This is a genomic window from Allobosea sp. 05T438 (assembly GCF_056396025.1).
Genome location: NZ_JBFTKQ010000004.1, coordinates 91019 through 108808 on the forward strand (window position 1 = coordinate 91019; position 17790 = coordinate 108808).

Genomic DNA, 17790 nt, shown 5'->3' on the forward strand with positions numbered 1-17790 from the left:
GTCCTTTCAGCGAATGCGTCTCGTCTACGCTCCGCTCGCCTCCGTGGTTTCATCCGAGCGCGAAATTGTGTCGAGGCGCGCGGCGACAAGCCAGCCGATCAGCGCGGTCAAGGATGCGGCGCTCAGAAAGTTCAGGCGCTGCAAGGCCGCGTATTCTCCGGCCTCGTAGAGGTGCAGCGGCGTCCCCAGCGGCGCTAGCGGCACGAGATAGGCGATAAAAGCGAGCGCCGCGAAACTGAGTGCGAAGAGGCGCTCGGAGCGGCGAAACAGCATCAGCGCGAGCATCAGGCAGGGAAACAGGAAGGCCTCGACCCCTGAGCCGGTACCGAAGGCGACGCGGCAGAGCAATGTGTTGCCGATGCCGGCCAGGAGAAGCAGCGATCGCCCGAACAAGGGGCTGCACCGCATGGCCGCCGGCACGGCCGCGAAGAACGGCGTCGACAGGAAGGTGACATAGGACGGCGCGATGGCGGGCGAGACCGCCCAATAAAGATAAAGTGGATAGAAGGGCTGGTTCGAGACAATCACGAGCGCGACGGTATTGGCGATCGCGGCCCGCGGGTCGGGATGCGCTGCATAGGCACCGATCGCAGCGGACACCCGCTTCAGCTGCCTCATGAGCATCATCCAACCCTCTCGCGGAATGCTTCATCCATTCTGCGCTTACGCAGGAAGCTCGGCGGTGGGTCACACGGCCTGCGCGTTTTTAGTGAGGCCGGGGCAAATCCAGTCCGGCCCAGGCCGCGTATACCCGTCATGAAAAGCGGAGACGCGAGGATGGAGCGGGCACAGGGAGAGGCGACGAGGGTCGCCGTGATCGGTGCCGGCATCTCCGGCCTCTCGGCGGCGTGGCTGCTGGGGCAAGCACATGACGTGGTGCTGTTCGAGGCGGCGCCCCGCCTCGGCGGCCATGCGAACACGGTTCGCGTCGCCGGCGATGGCGGCGAGACGGCGGTCGATACCGGCTTCATCGTCTACAATGAGGCGACCTATCCGAACTTCATCGCCCTGATGGAGCATCTTGGCGTCGCCACGCAGCCGACCGAGATGTCCTTCGCGGTGTCTCTCGATGGCGGCCGGCTTGAATATAGCGGCACCAGTGTCTCCGGCCTGTTCGCCCAGCGCAGCAATCTGATGCGGCCGCGCTTCTGGGCAATGCTGCAGGACATCACCCGCTTCTACCGGAACGCATCCAGGGATGCGCTGGCGGGCGGTGCGGCCGACGTCTCGCTCGGCGACTACCTCGCCGCCGGCGGCTATGGCGCCGCGTTCCGGGACGACCATCTGCTGCCGATGGCGGCTGCGATCTGGTCCGCACCCTGCTCGGAGATCCTGTCCTATCCGGCCACCGCCTTCCTGCGCTTCCATCACAATCACGGATTGCTCCAACTCACCGACCGACCGATCTGGCGCACCGTGACCGGCGGCAGCGGCGTCTATGTGCAGAAGCTGCGCACCGCCTTTTCCGGCGAGGTGAGGGTCGGCTCGCCCGTGAGGCAGGTTCGGCGCGGAGCCAACGATGTCGTTCTGATGGGCGACGGCTGGAACGAGACGTTCAGCCATGTCGTCTTCGCCACCCATGCCGACCAGGCGCTTGCCATGCTCGCCGATCCCGGCACGGCGGAAGCCGAGGCGCTCGGGGCGTTCCGCTACAGCCGCAACCGTGCGGTGCTGCATGGTGATACGGCGTTGATGCCGAAGCGGCGCCGCGCCTGGGCGAGCTGGAACCATATCGGCGACCGCGCCCAGCCGGATTCCGCCTGCGCCGTCACCTACTGGATGAACCGGCTTCAAGGCCTGCCGGAAGGGCGGCCTCTCTTCGTCACCCTCAACCCGCCCGACACGCTGCGTGCGGACACCATCCTCCACGAGGAAACCTACGAGCACCCGCTCTTCGATGCGGCGGCGCTCGAGGCACAGGCGCGGCTCTGGTCGCTGCAAGGGACGCGGCGAAGCTGGTTCTGCGGCGCCTATTTCGGATCGGGCTTCCATGAGGATGGCTTGCAGGCCGGGCTCGCGGTCGCGGAGGCGCTTGGCGGCGTCCGTCGGCCTTGGCGGGTTCGCAACGAGTCCGGGCGCATTCCAGTCGCCCCCCGGCTGGAGCAGGCCGCATGAGCTGGCAATCCGCCCTCTATGTCGGTCGTGTCCGGCATCGCCGGTTCCGGCCCCGGCCACATGCGCTGGCCTATCGCGTCTTTTGGATGCTGCTCGATCTCGACGAGATCGATCGGCTGGCTGCGAAGCTCACGCTGTTCTCGCGCAACAGCTTCAATCTCTACGCCTTTCGTGACGCGGACTACGGGGATCGCAGCGGACGGCCATTGCGCCCGCAGATCGAGGCCGCCCTGGGCAATGCCGGGATCGCGCATGATGGCGGCCCGATCCGGCTGCTGACCATGCCGCGTATCCTCGGCTACGCCTTCAATCCGCTCAGCACCTATTTCTGCTACCGCCGCGACGGCAGTCTCTCCGCCACCGTCTACGAAGTGCACAACACCTTCGGCGAGGTTCACAGCTATGTCGCGCCCGCCGATACCGCTGGAGGCGCGCTGCGACAGGAGGCGGACAAGCTCTTTCACGTCTCGCCCTTCATGGGCCTCGACATGCGCTATGCCTTCACGGTCGTGCCGCCCGCGGAGCGTGTCTCCGTCGCCATCGACGGCCATGACTCCGAGGGACGCCTGATCACGGCCGTGCTGAGCGGCAAGCGAACGGTGCTGAACGATGCAGTCCTGCTGCGACTGCTCGCAACGCATCCGCTCCTCACGCTGAAGGTCACTGCCGCCATCCACTGGCACGCGCTGCGGTTGTTGGCAAAGCGCATTCCCTGGTGGCCGCACCCGACTGCGCCGGAGCGCCCCTTCAGCCTCGGCAGCGCCGTGGCGCCGCATGCGAAAGGACCGATGTAGCCATGAGCCGGCCCGATGCCGAACAGCATTTTCGCATGCCCGAACAAGCGCTCGCGCTGCCGCGCGGCATCGGGCTGTCGCGCTGGTTCCTGCGCCGATTGCTCTCAAGCATCGCCATCGGCCACCTCACCGTCTTTACGCCTGACGGCGAACGGCTTTGCAGCGCGCAAGGCGCGCCCGGGCCGCAAGCGACGATGATCCTGACCAACTGGCGGTCGATACGCCGCCTCCTGCTCGACGGGGATATCGGCCTGGCCGAAGCCTATCGCGACGGCGACCTCCATACGCCGGATCTCACCGCGCTGATCGAGCTCGGCGCGCGCAACAGTGTGACATTGCGAAAGCTTGTGTCAGGCGTCTGGCCGGCGCGTCTGTTGAACCGATTGCGTCACCGACTCAACGCTAACACCCGCCGCGGCAGCCGCCGCAACATCACCGCGCATTACGATCTCGGCAATGAGTTCTACGGCCACTGGCTCGACACCAGCATGATGTACTCCTCCGCGCTCTATGAAGCGCCGACGGAAGCGCTCGAGGCCGCACAGCAGCGCCGGCTCGACCGGATCGTCGCCATGCTCGGCCTTTCGGGCGGCGAGCATATCCTCGAGATCGGCTGCGGCTGGGGCGCGCTGGCAGAGCGGCTGGCCCGCGAAGGCTGTCGCGTGACCGCCATTACCTTGTCGCCGGCGCAGCTCGAGGCCGCGCAACGGCGCATCGCTGAAGCCGGCCTTGCCGAGCGCGTCAGCCTGCGGCTCCAGGACTACCGCGACATCTCCGGCCAGTTCGACCGCATCGTTTCGATCGAGATGATCGAGGCGGTGGGGCGCGCCTATTGGCCGTCCTACTTCGCGACGCTCCGACGCTCGCTGCGGCCCGGCGGACGTGTCGTCCTGCAAGCGATCACGATCGACGACGCCCTGTTCGAGGACTATCAGCGGGGCACCGACTTCATCCAGCGCTACATCTTCCCCGGCGGCTGCCTGCCATCGGTGCCGGCGGTGAGGAGCAGCGCGAAGGCGGTCGGTCTCGGAGTGGTCGAACAGCTCGACTTCGGCGACAGTTACGCCCTGACTCTGAAGGATTGGCGCCGGCGCTTCCTGGAGCGCTGGACCGAGATCGCGCCGCTTGGCTTCGACGAGCCATTTCGCCGGCTGTGGGAATTCTATCTCTGCTATTGCGAAGCCGGCTTTCGCACCCGGACGATCGACGTCAACCTGATCGCCCTGCGCGGCCGCTAAGGAGCGGGGCGTTCCACATCGGCGTTCTGCGCGCCCGCCGGTAGACTTCGAGATCGCAGCCGCCATTCACGGCGTGACCGTCCGGTGAAGGAGGGACGCGGCCGCGATGCTGCGACTGTAAATCGAGTCGGCTCGAAGCTGGGAGACGACTTCGGACGGGCGCGAGGGCTTCCAGACACTCTTCCTCCGCCGCGGGCGGGCCGGAAACAGCACCGTCGCGACGACGATCGAACCCATCCCACGGCTGGAAGAAAACCTCGGAGCGGTCGATCTGAGCATGACAACCAGCGATCTCGCCGAGATCGACGCAGAGGCCTCCGCAATCAAGGTGCAGGGAAAGCGCCTGCCCCAAGCCGTTTTGAAGATGACCGGGCACTGACAGCAACGAGGACGATCGCCGTACTTTCCAGGCAGGACGGCTGGACAGGCCATGTTCAAATTCGTGTTCGACGCCATCGGGACATGTTGGGAGATCGATGCGCGGCAGCCTCTCTGCCTCGCTGCGGCAGGTGAGACGCCGCCCTGAGGAGCCGTGGACTCTTGGGCTTCCGTATTTTTGATGCGTGATTCAAGGCTGTCATCTGGAGGCAGCCGTGGGCGTCCTAGACCGCCTGCTTCCTCGGGACGACAAGTGGGAGCGGATTCGCCCACATCATCGGTGACGAACGGACGCGCGGCTCGTGGGGCCGGGACCACCGCATGTTCGCCGAGGCTGTGTTGTGGATCGCGCGGACCGGTTCGCCCGGACTTGGCGACAACATTCTCACGCCATTGATGCTCAGCGGAGGTTTGGACGTGCCCATGCCGATCATTCTGATCGGGGTGATCGTCGGCATGATTTCTGATGGGCTCTTAGGCCTTTTCGTCGGCCCGGTCCTTCCAGCCATCAGCTATATGCTGCTGATGGAGTGGATACAGCAGCAATCAGGGTGATGACCGATAGATAGTTCACGGTCTTGCCGCGGATTAAACCGGGGTAAAAGCGGATGACCGCCCATGAAAACAGCCCAGCCACCGGCTGGGCTGTTTTCGTCTCAATTCACCATTTGTAGTTCACGCCAACCCGAAGAATGCCACCGCCTCCGCTTCGATCGGTGGTGGCAGTATAGGTGCCGGCCGGCAGCACCCCGCCGATTGGGTTGTTGAAGAATCGAGTCTTCCGGCCTTCGCTCGTCTCGACGTAGAGGCCTTCGACCTTAACCGACCAGTTGTTGGTAAAGGCGTATTCAACACCGCCGCCCAGCGTCCAGCCGACATTGCTCGTGTTGTTGCCCGTCAGCGGGTTACTATTCAGGCCGCCATAGGCCAGACCGCCTGTGACATAGATCAGTGTGCGATCAAAGGCATAACCAACACGGGCACGAACGGTGCCCAAATAGCCCCCGTTATTTCCGCCCCCGTTGCCCCACCACGTGTAGGGTCCCCACGCGACGCGGCCGCCGACATCGACATACTGAATATCGGTCTCAAGGCCGTACACAATCGCGCCGGATTGCCAGTTGTAACCGATCTGGCCGCCGCCGACGAAGGAGCCGTCGCCGCCGCCGCCAGACAAGATGCCGGAAGAGGCKGCCGTCGGACCGGTGACGATGACATCGCGGGAGTTGGTCCAACCCACGCCGGCGTTGAGACCTATGTAGAACCCTGTCCAGGTGAAAACGGGAACGTAGACGGGGGCCTGTTGTCGCACAGGAAGGTCGGCCGAATAGGCGGAAGTCGCTAATCCGGCAGCTAGCAAGGCAGCGGCTGTGAGCGTTATGCGCATATTATCCTCCAGCGTGTTTGTTTCGCCGAATCAACCATCGCAAATTAAGGGTAAGAAGTCATTTTGAATAAACCCCTAAGACGCGATGAGGAGCCGATATTCACTTTTCGACGTACGTATGAAACTCAATTTCGATACTCATACTTTGTCAGACGACACTATAATTCTGCGCCCACAGAATCATGTTGCAATTAAATCGTCGCACGATTGACCATAACAGATCCTCCATGCATTGAGCGGAATGTTTCCGATAGCATAGAAAGGCGTAGCCGAATGCTGATATGCGGTTTTGAGCTTCGTCTTGAATTACTTGGAAGGCGGCAGTCATCGTGACGGCGCCTGCGCATGCGCCCAAAACAATCGAAGGGTTCATTCTCAGAGCGTCGCGGCCGAAGAGAATTCCGACCGTATGCGGGACGGCACCTAGACTAGCCCGACGACCATCACATGGGCGCGGTGCGCTGGCAACTGGGTTGGCATTCCTCATGCCCTACCGAGGCTCATGCGAAGCGAGCCAACGCTGACGTTGGGCGGGTCAGCGTCTGTGACCAGGTTGCGCGCGAGAACCGCCCGCATTGGCCTGCTCAATACGTCACGGCGCATTGGGGCATTGAAGAATTTATTAGCAAAGTATGGATGACGTCGCCGTGTAGTACGCTAAGCTAGCCCGGTTGAGGTCTTTGGACTGGTCGCCACTGAAGTCGCCCAGGTCCGTGACCGTTGCGGTTCGCGGGCGCTGAGCCGACGTCGTCGAAGCGATGCGTAGCTCGGGGCAAATGCCATGAACATCGCGATCTCGCGTCTGCTCCTTTTAGCCGCTGCGACGCTTGCGCTGATCACGGCTACCAGCGTGGCATATCTGGCATGGTCGCGGCCCMTGCACTTGCGCGTCGCCGCAGGGCCAAAGGACGGAATCGACGCCAAGCTGTTGATTGCGTTGAATCGTCTACTCGAGATCAACCGTGCCGGGGTGCGCGTGGATTTGGTCGCTACGGCCGACGTGCATGCGAACAATCAATTGCTGGAAAAACGGGAAGTCGATCTGGCTGTCATAAGACTCGACGATCCATTGCCTACAAGCGCGGGGCTGGTGGTGTTGCTGCGCACCAACGTCGTGATCGCTGTCGCACCGGCGCGACACAAGCTGGAGAACCTTTCCGACGTGAAAGGTAAGCGCCTCGGTCTTGTCTCCCGCACGCCGCTCGACGAACCTTCCTTCGTCAGGCTGCTCGATATGTTGGGCCTCACGCCGGCGGACGTTCATTTGACAATCGTCAAGCCCGAAGACGCCGCCGGGTTCATCGCCAGCGGACGGATCGACTGCCTTGCCGTGATCGGCGTGCCAGCAGATCCCGTGGTCAGGGCAGTGGTTGCCGCGGCGGGCGACAGGAAAAAGAATCCTCCAACCATCCTCAGTATCGAATTTGGCGAATCTCTTAAGCAGAACACTGCGGCCGCAAGCTCCGAGGCGATCGAGAAGTTCGCATTTCCGCGCCTATCTATTCCAGACGAGGACGTCGACACGGTCGGCGTTCCGACCGTACTTGCTGCCAATCGAGCCTCGACGGGCCCACTGCGCGTGCGGCTCTACAACAATGCGATCACGGAGGTGACCCGCAGCCTGCTCGAACGGCGCAGCGAGCTGGCGCGTGAGGTTCCACTGGCCAACCTGATAGCGCCGCCGGAAAGCGAGAAGGAGGACGCGCGCTTTCCAATTCACCCCGGCACCGCAGCGTATCTTGAGGATACGGATACGAGCTGGTCTACCCTCTTCAGCGATCAGATATGGAACGTCGTGCTAGTCGGCGGGGTCGCAAGCTCGGTTCTTGCCGCGGCCAGTAGCTACCTCAAGAAAGGCGGTCCCGATCGCATATCCGAGATCCTGGGCAGTTTGAAGAGCATCACTGAACGCGCCGGGGCCTCCACCGACCCAGCCGACGCGCTCGGCCTTTCGAAGGAGCTTGGTGTTCTTACGATCGACATGGCAACCCTCGGCTATCAACGTCGTTGCAGCTATGAGGAGTTCGCGCCGCTGCAACTCGCATACGAAAGCGCCCGCGACGCTGTGGCCATGCTGCATGCGAGACCCGCGACCGCGGCTCACACGAATGCGACAACGGAAGCAGCAGAGCGACCCGCGCCCCTGGAAAGAGAGCGCACGTCTTGAAACTTGGCCACAAGCGTCAGCGCGCAGCCGAGGCGGAGGCCCGCTGTGATGGTCGGGTTGAACCGACCCGGTTTGGCCGGAGGCCGTTTCGTTTGAGTCACGCCGCCATCGCTGGCTCATCCAGCCTGGCGTATTAGCGCTCGTCGGGTTCTGCTGGCGCGATATTGCCCATCGCCTCCAGCAGCCGGCGGTTGTTGAACCAGTCGATCCATTCAAGCGTCGCGAACTCGACAGCCTCGAACGGGCGCCATGGTCCGCGCCGATGGATGACCTCGGCTTTGTAGAGACCGTTGATCGTCTCGGTGGGCGCCGTTGTCGTCGCCATCGCCGACACTGCCAACCGGCGCTCGTCCCTCCCCCGCCCCGGCCAGGCGCTCTGTGTATTTGATCGAGCCGTATTGGCTGCCCCGGCCGCTATGATGCACGGGTCCGCCGCGATGCGTCGGAACTCGCTGATCGAGGGCCTGCTCCGGCGCGTCCAGCACGAAGCCGGCTGCGCCGTCCGGGAAGCCCGCCAGCTGACGGTGCGACGGGCGTAGGCATCGATCACGAAGGCGACGGAGACGAAGCCCGAGCCGATCAGGACCGGTGTCTGCGGATGAAAGGGCGGTCGCGGATGCGCTGCATGCCTTTCCCGTGGAAACACGTCGCCTGCGACCAAACCTTTCGGCTTGCCAACACGTCGGTAAAGTAAGTACACCAATTATCGGTAGGCCGTTCATATTAGACCGCCGCCCAAACAAACCGGACCGATAACGGCCGGGAAAGAAAGACACTGGGGGAGGCAAGTATGACGACGCGGTCGGCGGACCTGTGGTCCGGCCTTTTGTTGATGGCGATCGGCCTGTTCGGCTCGATCTGGGCCTATGCGTATTATCCCATAGGAAGCGCGGTCCGGATGGGGCCGGCCTATTTTCCGATTATCCTCGGCGCCTTGCTGGCATCGCTCGGCCTGATCATCACGCTCAACGCGCTGGCAGCCGGTGGGCCGCAGGTCGGCCGCTTCCACTGGCGGCCGCTGGCCCTCATTCTCGCCGCCATCGCAGGCTTCGGCTACCTCATCGGCCCGTCCGGGCTGCTTGTCGCGATCGTCGTCCTTGTCGTGATCGGCGCCGCGGCAGGCCACGAATTCCGTTGGAAGGAAGTTGCGTCCCTCGCTGCGGGGATGGCGATCTTCTCGGCGCTCATCTTCGTGAAAGTGTTGAGCCTGCCCTTCCCTCTTTGGCCATCATTCTGAGCGGATCGAAGACGCCATGGATATCGTCGGCAATCTTTGGTTGGGTTTCTCTGTCGCGGCATCGCCGCTCAACTTGCTGTTTGCGCTGGTCGGCGCGTTGCTCGGCACATTGATTGGCGTCCTTCCCGGCGTCGGTCCGCTCGCCACCATCGCGATGCTGTTGCCGATCACCTTCAATCTCGATCCGACCGGCGCGCTGATCATGCTCGCCGGCATCTATTACGGCGCGCAGTATGGCGGCTCGACCACGGCGATCCTCGTCAATCTGCCCGGCGAAGCGACATCGGTCGTCACCTGCCTCGACGGTTATCAAATGGCCCGCCGGGGCCGCGCCGGTCCCGCGCTCGCGATGGCCGCGCTCGGCTCGTTCTTCGCCGGCTGCGTCGCCACGCTCGTCATCGCCTTCGCAGCGCGCCCGCTCGCCGAGCTGGCGCTGGCTTTTGGGCCTGCAGAATATTTCTCGCTGGTCGTGCTCGGACTGGTGACTTCGGTGGTGCTCGCCAATGGCTCTTTGATCAAGGCCGTGGCGATGACGGTGCTCGGCCTCATGCTCGGCCTCGTCGGCACGGACGTCACGACCGGCACGCTACGCTTCACGTTCGGCGTACCGGAATTGTCCGACGGCATCGGCTTCGTCATCGTGGCGATGGGCATATTCGGCGTCGCCGAGATCATTCTGAATCTCGAGCAAAAGGAAAAGCGCGAGATCTTCGTCGACAAGGTCAGCAATCTCTATCCGACCAAGGACGATCTGAGACGCTCCTGGAAACCGGTTCTCCGCGGAACGGCGCTCGGCTCCGCGCTMGGAATCCTGCCTGGCGGCGGCGCGCTGCTTGCGTCCTTCGCCGCCTACACGCTGGAAAAGAAGATCTCGAAACATCCTGAGCAATTCGGCAAGGGCGCTATCGAGGGCGTTGCGGCACCGGAATCGGCCAACAACGCCGGCGCGCAAACCTCGTTCATTCCGATGCTCACGCTCGGCATTCCCGGCAATGCGGTGATGGCGATGATGATAGGTGCGATGATGATCCAGGGCATCGCACCGGGCCCGCAGGTGATGACGCAGAAGCCGGAGCTCTTCTGGGGCCTCATCGCTTCGATGTGGATCGGAAACCTGATGCTGGTGGTGCTCAACCTGCCGCTCATCGGCATGTGGATCAAACTTCTGACCATTCCCTACCGCCTGCTGTTCCCGGCGATCCTGGTGTTCATCGGCATCGGCGTTTTCAGCTTGTCGAACAGCGCATTCGATTGCCTGTTGCTGTCGCTCTTCGGTCTGCTGGGCTACGCCTGCGTCAAGCTGGCGTTCGAACCAGCGCCGCTCATCCTTGGTTTCATCCTCGGACCTATCATGGAGGAATATCTGCGCCGCGCGATGCTGCTCTCTCGCGGCGACCCGATGACGTTCCTCCGCAGCCCGCTGAGCGCGCTCTTCCTGGCGTTGTCGATTTTGCTCATGATACTGGTGGTCTTGCCGACGATCAAAAACAAGCGCGAGGAAACCTTCGCTGAATGACCGTCCTGACAGTGCGCGCCGCTGGAGCAAGCCGAGCATGGCCGCGGCGCGCAGCCTTCAGACATTTCCGTCCAGCAGTTGCTTCAGCGCCGCCAGGCCGGCCAGCTGCGACCGGGTGCCCCGGTCGCAGCGCATTTCGCGGCTAGCCGATTCAGGCGTCGATCGGCCGCTTCGCGCCACCTTCTACGCGCGACGTCTTCCGTCTCTCCTGCCCGGTCGGCATACTCCCCCAGCTTGGGAGCAAACCGGGCGTAGGGATCGCGGCAAGGGTCGATGCCGAACATCTTCGGCTATCGAAGTCCACGCCGCACCTGCCGCCTGACACATCAGCAGGGTTATCTCGACCGGCCGCCGCGCGTCATCGAGGCGCGCGTTTTTCTCCATGATTCCGGAAAAGGTCCGGCGGGCCGGCACTCGCAGCACCTGGGCCGCCGCAAACAAGGGCGGTCAGCCCGTCGATTGCTTCTCGAAGGCCTGCATTCGACGCCGACAGCGACCTCTCTGTCGTCGCCAGCCCTTCGGCCGCATGTTCAGAGTATCACCTGGCGACGATTGGCCGCTCGTCGTCCGATGCGATGGCCGGCTGAATGAACCGAAGATTCGTTCGGACGGACGGCTTCCGGTTGCAGACACGGAATGGCCACTGCAGATCGATGTGGAGGCCGGCCTTGTTCGGACGCGCGCTGCGCGGCGGAATTCGCGACCCTTCCGCAAATGCAATGATCTGCACATCGAGTCGAATGGCCATATTCATTTCACCGATCAGGGCCAGACCGGCTGCACGATCCCCCGGGCCGGGGGGCTTTGATTGACGAGCGGCGGCCGGCTCGAATGCCTGATCGCGAACCGCGTCAGCCCGAACCGGCCCGTCCTCGATCGTTGCGGCGCGCCGCAACAACACGCGGCCAATCACTTATCAGCGGAGCCGCGGCGCCTCATCAGGTCCCATGTGGAACGCTGTTCCGCCAGCCACATCGGATCCGGTGGCCAGGAAGAAAGAGGCGATTGCGATGAATGGACCGCCGCACCGAAGGTCCTGCTGACCTCCGATGCGGACCGTCGTCGGCTTTCTCAAACAGAATGCACTTTCACTGTGCCTTGATGTTGGCCGCCTTGATCAACGATTGCCACTGCGCGAAGTCGGCGCGCATGATCCTGCTCATCTCATCCGCGCTCGTCGGCGCCGGATCGAGTCCGGCGGCGGTAAACCGCCCACGGATATCGGAAGCCTGCAGCGCTTTGGTGATTTCGCCGTTGAGTTTTGCGACCAGATCCGGCGGTGTGGCCGCCGCCGCCAGGACGGCGATCCAGGAATTGACGGCGAACCCGGGCACGCCCGCTTCCGACACAGTCGGCAGATCAGGCATGGAGGGGGAGCGTTTCGGGTCGGTCATTGCGAGCGCGCGCACCATCCCAGATCGCACGAGCGGCAACACCGCGCCGGTATCGACGATGCCGACCATCACCTCGCCCGACGCTATCGCAACCGACGCTGGCGAGCCGCCCTTGTAGGGGATCGCAAGCATATCGAGGCCGGCCTCGCGCTTGAGCAATTCTCCCGCGAGATGCGGCAGGCTTCCCGGTCCCGGAATACTGTAGGTGACATGGCCAGGCCGCTCCTTCGCGTATGCGATGAGATCCTTGACCGAATTGATCGGCAACTTCGCATTCACGGCCAGCACCAGCGGGCTGATCGCGGCCATGGAGATCGGCGTAAGATCCTTCAACGGATCGTAACGCAGTTGCTCGAAATGCGGATTGACGGTCAGCGCGCCGGTCGAAATCACGGCAAAGGTATAGCCGTCCGCCGGCATGCGGATCATCGCTTCAATGCCGATCGCGCCGTTGGCGCCCGGACGATTGTCGACAATCACCGGCTGGCCGAGATTTTCCTGCAATTTCTGGCCGATGGTGCGGGCGATCAGATCCGAGCTACCGCCAGGTGCATAAGGCACGATGATGTGCAACGGCTTGCTGGGGAACGACTGACCAAACGCCGTCGTGGTCGCCCCCGCCATGAGCCCGGCGCCAAGCCATCGAGAAACCGCCCGTCGCGTAAACATTCCATCCCTCCCGTTTATTGGCCAGACATGCTGGTCCGTTCATTGGCCCAGACGTGTCTGGACTTTTTGATTGTATACCAATCATTGTTGTACCATCAATATGGAAAGTTCGCATCGCAGCCGGGGAACCATGAAAATCATCGTTTGGACGTCACAGGCCACGTCCGATCTTGCGCAAGGTCTGCAAGCGCTCGGCGCCGATGTTGCGCGCGTGAATGACCAGGCCGGCTTCGCCGGCGCGCTGCCAGGCGCCGACGCGCTCGTCATGATGAGCCAGTTGCGCAACGCCGAGACGGCTCATGCGCTGCGCGATCTGGGCGCGGACGTTCGCTGGATTCAGCTTCTGCTCTCCGGCTATGACGCAGCGCGCGCGCATGGAATTCCGGCCGCAGCCCGGCTGACCACGGTCGGCGACGCCTATGCCAAGGCCGTTGCAGAGCATGCGATGGCGCTCATGCTTGGCCTGTCTCGCCGGCTCGATCTGTCGTTCGCTCGCCAAGCTGTTTGCGCCTGGGCGCCGGATTACGCCGACCGCATGCAGGCGCTCGAAGGCGCGGTCCTCACTGTCGTCGGGCTCGGAGCAATTGGACGGGAGGTCGCGCGCCGGGCGCGGGCCTTCGGCATGCACGTCATCGGCGTGAAACGCCAGGCGACGCCCGATCCGGTTGCCGACGAGGTCTGTGGCACCAACGAGCTCGACAGCGCCCTCGCCCGCGCCGACGTCATCCTGCTCGCTGCGCCCCTCACCTCCGAAACGCGGCACATGATCAGTGCAAGACAACTGGCGATCTGCAAGCCGACGGCGCTGCTGGTGAATGTCGGGCGCGGCGCGCTAGTCGACTCTGCGGCGCTGCGGCACGCCTTGCACAACAACACGCTCGGCGGTGCCGCGCTCGATGTCACCGACCCCGAGCCGCCAGCGGAAAACGACCCGCTCTGGGGCTGCCCGAATTTGATCCTGACGCCGCATATGGGCGGGCGTGGACACGCCCCGTCGCTGGCGCGGGCAGTTGAGCTGGTGATCGAGAACGCCGGCCATTTCATCGCCGGGCGGCCGCTGCTGAACCAGATCGATGATCCGACGATCTATGGTCCGTGACCCCGCCCGCCCGCCGGCCGCTCGGGCGTTTCCGCTGCACGCACGGCGATGGACGCAGGCGGCTCGAAGCCGACAAGCCGGCGCATGATGTGGAAGAACTGGCGCCGCTCTTCATCCGACAACGGCGCGAGGATATCCGTCTGGGATCGCCGCACAGCGTCCTGAAGCGCCAGAACAAGCCGCTTTCCAGACGCCGACAGGCTCAGCACGCGCGCTCGCCCATCGACCAGCGAGTGATCGCGGCGCACCAGCTCGCGCCGCTCCAACCCCACGAGAATGCGCCCGACCGTGACGCGGTCGAGCGCGATCAGATCCGCCAGCGTCGCCTGGTCGATTTTCGGATGCAGGTAGAGCACCGTGAGAACCAGATGCTGCGGCGACGTCACCTTGTAGGCGGCCAACTTGGCTTCGATGTCGGCGACAGTAATCTGATGCGCGCGCCGGATGAGAAAGCCAGGCTTGTCCCTCAGGTCGGCGATATCCGCAATCTCATCAAGCATGGCCGGCGCTTTGCGAAATCGGTAAACACCGCATCAATAAACGTTTCAACTCCGGTCGACAACGACGCTCGGCGCGGCCAGCCCGAACCGCCGAGAAATGGCTTGACAGTTAGGTAGCATGCTCACCATATTAGTGAGCATACTCATCAATTGCCTCATGCCGCGGAGACTTAGGACAATGGACGCCGCCGCCTTCAAATGCGCGATGCGCAATGTCGCTGGCACGGTCGCGGTCATCGCCGTCGGCAAGCAGAAGGGGCAACGGACGGGATTGACCGCGACATCGATCTGTTCGCTATCCGACGATCCGCCCGCCCTGCTCGTCTGCGTCAATCGAAACGCCAGCGCTCACTCCCGCATTCGCGCCGATTGTTGCTTCAGTGTGAACGTGCTGGCGGAAGATCAGCAGATGCTGGCGAACCGCTTCGCCGGCCGCGAACAGGTCTCGGGCGAAGCGCGTTTTGCGGTCGACCGATGGACCACGCTCGAAACGGGAGCGCCCGTTCTGCTCGATGCGATTGCGGTGTTTGATTGCGAACTTTCAAGCGAATATCAGACGCCGACTCACTCAATTTTCGTCGGACTTGTCCGCGACGCCCGCGAGCAGATCGCCGAGGCGCCGCTGGTTTATCTGCGCGGCGCCTATGCCGCGGTCCGGCCATCCCCGACACGCTTTTGAAATGAGCAGCATGATGCGATCTCGCGAAACGATGACGCTCGGCCTGTTTTTCAACCACACAGGCCATCACGTCGCCTCCTGGCGCCATCCGGACGCGCAAGCCGATGCGGGCGTCAACATTCGCCACTATCTCGACATGGCGAGAACAGCCGAGCAGTCGAAATTCGACTTCCTGTTCTTCGCAGATCAGGTCGCCGTTCGCGAGGCGCATCCGGACGCGCTCAGCCGCTCCGCGCAGTATACCGCGCATTTCGAGCCTCTGACGCTCTTGTCGGCGCTGTCGGTGGTGACCGACCGGATCGGGCTCGTGGCGACAGCCTCGACGAGCTACAACGAGCCCTATCATCTGGCGCGCAAATTCGCGTCGCTCGACCATCTCAGCGGCGGCCGCGCCGGCTGGAACGTCGTAACGTCAACCGCGCATGCGGAGGCGCAAAATTTCGGGCGTGACCAGCATTATGACCACGCCGAGCGTTATGACCGGGCGCATGAATTCCTCGATGTCGTCCGCGGCCTCTGGGATAGCTGGGATGATGACGCCTTCATACGCGACAAGCAAAGCGGCGCTTATTTCGATCCGACAAAGCTGCATGCGCTCGAACACAAGGGCAAGCACTTCAAGATTCGCGGGCCGCTGAATGTTCCGCGACCGATTCAGGGCCATCCGGTAGTCGTCCAGGCCGGATCGTCCGAAGATGGCCGTGAATTCGCCGCCGCGACAGCCGAGATCGTCTTTACGGCCGAAATGGACCTCGCCAGCGCCCAGCAATATTATCGCGACGTGAAGGGGCGCATGGCGCGCTACGGCCGCCGCCCCGAACATCTGCATGTGCTCACGGGGATCAACCCGATCGTCGGCCGAACCGAGGCCGAAGCGAACGAAAAGCATGAGCACATGCAGTCGCTCATCCATCCGATCGTCGGGCGCGAAATCCTGTCGACCATGCTCGGCGGCGCGGATCTTTCGTCCTACTCGCTCGACGGCCCCCTGCCCGACCTGCCGCAGACGGACGCCAGCAAGAGCGGCCTCTATCAGAATATCGTCAAGCTTGCGCAGCGCGAAAAGCTGACGATCCGCCAGCTCTATCTCAGACTTGCAGGAGCGCGCGGAAAGCTGACGATCAAGGGATCGGTGGAGCAAGTCGTCGACAAAATGGAAGAGTGGTTCCGGCAAGGCGGCAGCGACGGATTCATCGTTCAGCCGTCCTATTTGCCCGGCAGCCTGGATGAATTCGCCACGCTGGCGATTCCGGAGTTGCAGCGACGCGGGATCTTCCACCGCGACTATGACGGCGAAACCTTGCGCGACGGGCTGGGCCTGCCGCGCCCCGAAAGCCGTTACAGGCTCACGCGTCCGACCCCTTGATCATCGTTTTTATCCACCTGCCGCCACCACCGGGATCGCGCGCCAATGTCAATGATTGAGAGATTTTCCGATCCAACTCCGCGCGCCGAAATGGAGCGCCGATGGAAGGCCGTTCGCGAACGCATGAGTGAGCGAGGGCTCGACGCCCTGATCGTGCAAGGCGCCAACAACCTCGCCGCTGGCGGCGGCTATTTTCGCTGGTTCACCGGCCTTGGCGCGTTGCCGAACCCGGCGCAGACATTGGTCGTACCGGCCGACGGCCTCATGACTCTCGTGTCCCATGGAGCCGCCGGGCGCGTCGTCGATCTCGATGATCGCGATGAGACATTACCCGGCGTCGGCCGCCGACTGTTCACCGCCAATTTTCCCATGGTGCGGTATACCGGTCAGCAGGACGCGGAAGCAGTCGCGGCCGAGATTACACGCGCCGGGTTTCAAGCGGTCGGGCTTGTCGGCGCAAACGCCATGTATCACGGCTTCGCGTCCGGGCTGCAGAGGCGCGCCGGCAATGTCCGGTGGTCCGACGCCAGCGATCTCGTCGATGATGCGCGCGCTATCAAGAGCGAGGCCGAGATCGATTTCATTCGTCGCGCGGCTGCGATGCAGGACGACATTTTCGCGCGCATCGGCGCCTTCATCCAGCCCGGCATGCGCGATTTCGAAGTGATGGCCTACGCCTATTATCTCGGTCAGACGATGGGCAGTCAGACCGGCTATTTTCTGGGCTCCTCGGCCGCTGCGGGCGAACCGACTCCAATGCTTATCCGCCCGTTCCATGGCCGCACGCTGCGCGAGGGCGATACGTTGCTGCTGCAGGCGGAGAATAGCGGGCCGGGCGGATATTTCGTCCATATCGCGCGGCATTTCACGCTCGGCAAGGCGCCGGCCGAATTGACCGACGGCTTCGCTGAGATGGTCGAGGCGCAGGATTTCACCGTATCGCTTCTATCCGCTGGCGCACGGTGCGACGAAATCCTCGCGGTCTACAACGACTATATGGGCCGTCGCGGCTTTCCTCCGGAGCGTCGCGTCCATTGCCATGGCCAGGGTTGCGACGCCGTAGAACGGCCGCTGGCGCATGCCGAGGAAACGATGACGATCGCGCCCGACATGAATATCGGCATCCATCCGAGCCTGTCGACAGAGCGCCTGTTCGTGACCGTCTGCGATAATTTCCTGACCCGATCCGATGGCATCGCCGAGCGGCTGCACAAGACGCCCCGCGCGATCGTCGAATTGAACTGAGGCTCC

The 17790-nt window shown here is 63.3% G+C and carries 16 protein-coding genes and 4 pseudogenes; 13 read left to right on the plus strand and 7 right to left on the minus strand.

What is annotated here, in order from left to right; translation table 11 throughout:
• Nucleotides 1-24: 24 nt before the first annotated feature.
• Nucleotides 25-618, minus strand: a complete 594-nt coding sequence (locus AC1DIN_RS11105) for a hypothetical protein (RefSeq protein WP_476809823.1) — start codon at nt 616-618, stop codon at nt 25-27.
• 159 nt (nt 619-777) lie between these two features.
• Here AC1DIN_RS11105 and AC1DIN_RS11110 point away from each other — a divergent pair, with 159 nt between their 5' ends.
• The 6 genes and pseudogenes from AC1DIN_RS11110 to AC1DIN_RS11135 form a co-directional block, all read left to right on the plus strand.
• On the plus strand, nt 778-2115 hold the full coding sequence (locus AC1DIN_RS11110) for an NAD(P)/FAD-dependent oxidoreductase (protein WP_476809824.1): 1338 nt from the start codon (nt 778-780) through the stop codon (nt 2113-2115).
• Nucleotides 2112-2909 (plus strand): DUF1365 domain-containing protein, encoded by a 798-nt coding sequence (locus tag AC1DIN_RS11115; RefSeq protein WP_476809825.1) that lies wholly within the window; start codon nt 2112-2114, stop codon nt 2907-2909. The genes AC1DIN_RS11110 and AC1DIN_RS11115 overlap by 4 nt, the downstream gene beginning before the upstream one ends.
• A 35-nt stretch (nt 2910-2944) precedes the next feature.
• Nucleotides 2945-4147 carry a class I SAM-dependent methyltransferase gene (locus tag AC1DIN_RS11120; protein ID WP_476809826.1) on the plus strand — a complete coding sequence of 401 codons (1203 nt, stop codon included), beginning with the start codon at nt 2945-2947 and terminating at the stop codon, nt 4145-4147.
• Nucleotides 4148-4271: 124 nt separating this feature from the next.
• Nucleotides 4272-4388: pseudogene (locus AC1DIN_RS11125) on the plus strand (alpha/beta hydrolase); the annotation flags it as partial.
• A pseudogene (locus tag AC1DIN_RS11130) lies at nt 4374-4526 on the plus strand (aldo/keto reductase); the annotation flags it as partial. The pseudogenes AC1DIN_RS11125 and AC1DIN_RS11130, both read left to right, overlap by 15 nt.
• Nucleotides 4527-4740: 214 nt before the next feature.
• Nucleotides 4741-4891: pseudogene (locus tag AC1DIN_RS11135) on the plus strand (IS5/IS1182 family transposase); the annotation flags it as partial.
• 295 nt (nt 4892-5186) lie between these two features.
• Here AC1DIN_RS11135 and AC1DIN_RS11140 read toward each other — a convergent pair.
• Nucleotides 5187-5912 carry an outer membrane protein gene (locus AC1DIN_RS11140; protein ID WP_476809827.1) on the minus strand — a complete coding sequence of 242 codons (726 nt, stop codon included), beginning with the start codon at nt 5910-5912 and terminating at the stop codon, nt 5187-5189.
• Nucleotides 5913-6060: 148 nt separating this feature from the next.
• A complete protein-coding gene (locus AC1DIN_RS11145; protein ID WP_476809828.1) occupies nt 6061-6399 on the minus strand; it encodes an aspartate-alanine antiporter-like transporter in 339 nt (112 codons plus the stop codon).
• Between the two features lie 294 nt (nt 6400-6693).
• Between AC1DIN_RS11145 and AC1DIN_RS11150 the strand changes: the two genes are divergently transcribed.
• Entirely contained in the window at nt 6694-8079 is a 1386-nt protein-coding gene (locus AC1DIN_RS11150) for a TAXI family TRAP transporter solute-binding subunit (protein WP_476809829.1), read from the plus strand.
• 133 nt (nt 8080-8212) lie between these two features.
• On the opposite strand, the pseudogene AC1DIN_RS11155 reads toward AC1DIN_RS11150, so the two are convergent.
• A pseudogene (locus AC1DIN_RS11155) lies at nt 8213-8656 on the minus strand (IS3 family transposase); the annotation flags it as partial.
• Between the two features lie 213 nt (nt 8657-8869).
• Between AC1DIN_RS11155 and AC1DIN_RS11160 the strand changes: the two are divergent.
• Entirely contained in the window at nt 8870-9316 is a 447-nt protein-coding gene (locus tag AC1DIN_RS11160) for a tripartite tricarboxylate transporter TctB family protein (protein ID WP_441470066.1), read from the plus strand.
• A gap of 16 nt (nt 9317-9332) precedes the next feature.
• On the plus strand, nt 9333-10832 hold the full coding sequence (locus AC1DIN_RS11165) for a tripartite tricarboxylate transporter permease (RefSeq protein WP_476809830.1): 1500 nt from the start codon (nt 9333-9335) through the stop codon (nt 10830-10832).
• A gap of 538 nt (nt 10833-11370) precedes the next feature.
• On the opposite strand, the gene AC1DIN_RS11170 is transcribed toward AC1DIN_RS11165, so the two are convergent.
• Together AC1DIN_RS11170 and AC1DIN_RS11175 are read right to left on the minus strand one after the other, a co-directional pair.
• Complete coding sequence (locus tag AC1DIN_RS11170; protein WP_476809831.1) at nt 11371-11733, minus strand: hypothetical protein; 363 nt, start codon at nt 11731-11733, stop codon at nt 11371-11373.
• Nucleotides 11734-11920: 187 nt separating this feature from the next.
• The gene (locus AC1DIN_RS11175; RefSeq protein WP_476809832.1) at nt 11921-12850 is read right to left on the minus strand and encodes a Bug family tripartite tricarboxylate transporter substrate binding protein; all 930 of its coding nucleotides are present in this window, start codon (nt 12848-12850) and stop codon (nt 11921-11923) included.
• A 175-nt stretch (nt 12851-13025) separates the two neighbouring features.
• Here AC1DIN_RS11175 and AC1DIN_RS11180 point away from each other — a divergent pair, with 175 nt between their 5' ends.
• Entirely contained in the window at nt 13026-13994 is a 969-nt protein-coding gene (locus AC1DIN_RS11180) for a D-2-hydroxyacid dehydrogenase (protein ID WP_476809833.1), read from the plus strand.
• Here AC1DIN_RS11180 and AC1DIN_RS11185 read toward each other — a convergent pair.
• Entirely contained in the window at nt 13982-14494 is a 513-nt protein-coding gene (locus AC1DIN_RS11185) for a MarR family winged helix-turn-helix transcriptional regulator (RefSeq protein WP_476809834.1), read from the minus strand. The genes AC1DIN_RS11180 and AC1DIN_RS11185 overlap by 13 nt on opposite strands.
• 178 nt (nt 14495-14672) lie before the next feature.
• Here AC1DIN_RS11185 and AC1DIN_RS11190 point away from each other — a divergent pair, with 178 nt between their 5' ends.
• The 3 genes from AC1DIN_RS11190 to AC1DIN_RS11200 all read left to right on the plus strand — a co-directional run bounded on the left by AC1DIN_RS11190 (nt 14673) and on the right by AC1DIN_RS11200 (nt 17784).
• Nucleotides 14673-15173, plus strand: coding sequence for a flavin reductase family protein (locus tag AC1DIN_RS11190; RefSeq protein ID WP_476809835.1), 501 nt, complete (start codon nt 14673-14675; stop codon nt 15171-15173).
• Nucleotides 15079-16539, plus strand: coding sequence for an LLM class flavin-dependent oxidoreductase (locus AC1DIN_RS11195; protein WP_476809836.1), 1461 nt, complete (start codon nt 15079-15081; stop codon nt 16537-16539). Before AC1DIN_RS11190 ends, AC1DIN_RS11195 begins: the two co-directional genes overlap by 95 nt.
• Before the next feature lie 90 nt (nt 16540-16629).
• Entirely contained in the window at nt 16630-17784 is a 1155-nt protein-coding gene (locus tag AC1DIN_RS11200; RefSeq protein ID WP_476809837.1) for a M24 family metallopeptidase, read from the plus strand.
• The last annotated feature ends 6 nt before the right edge of the window (nt 17785-17790 follow it).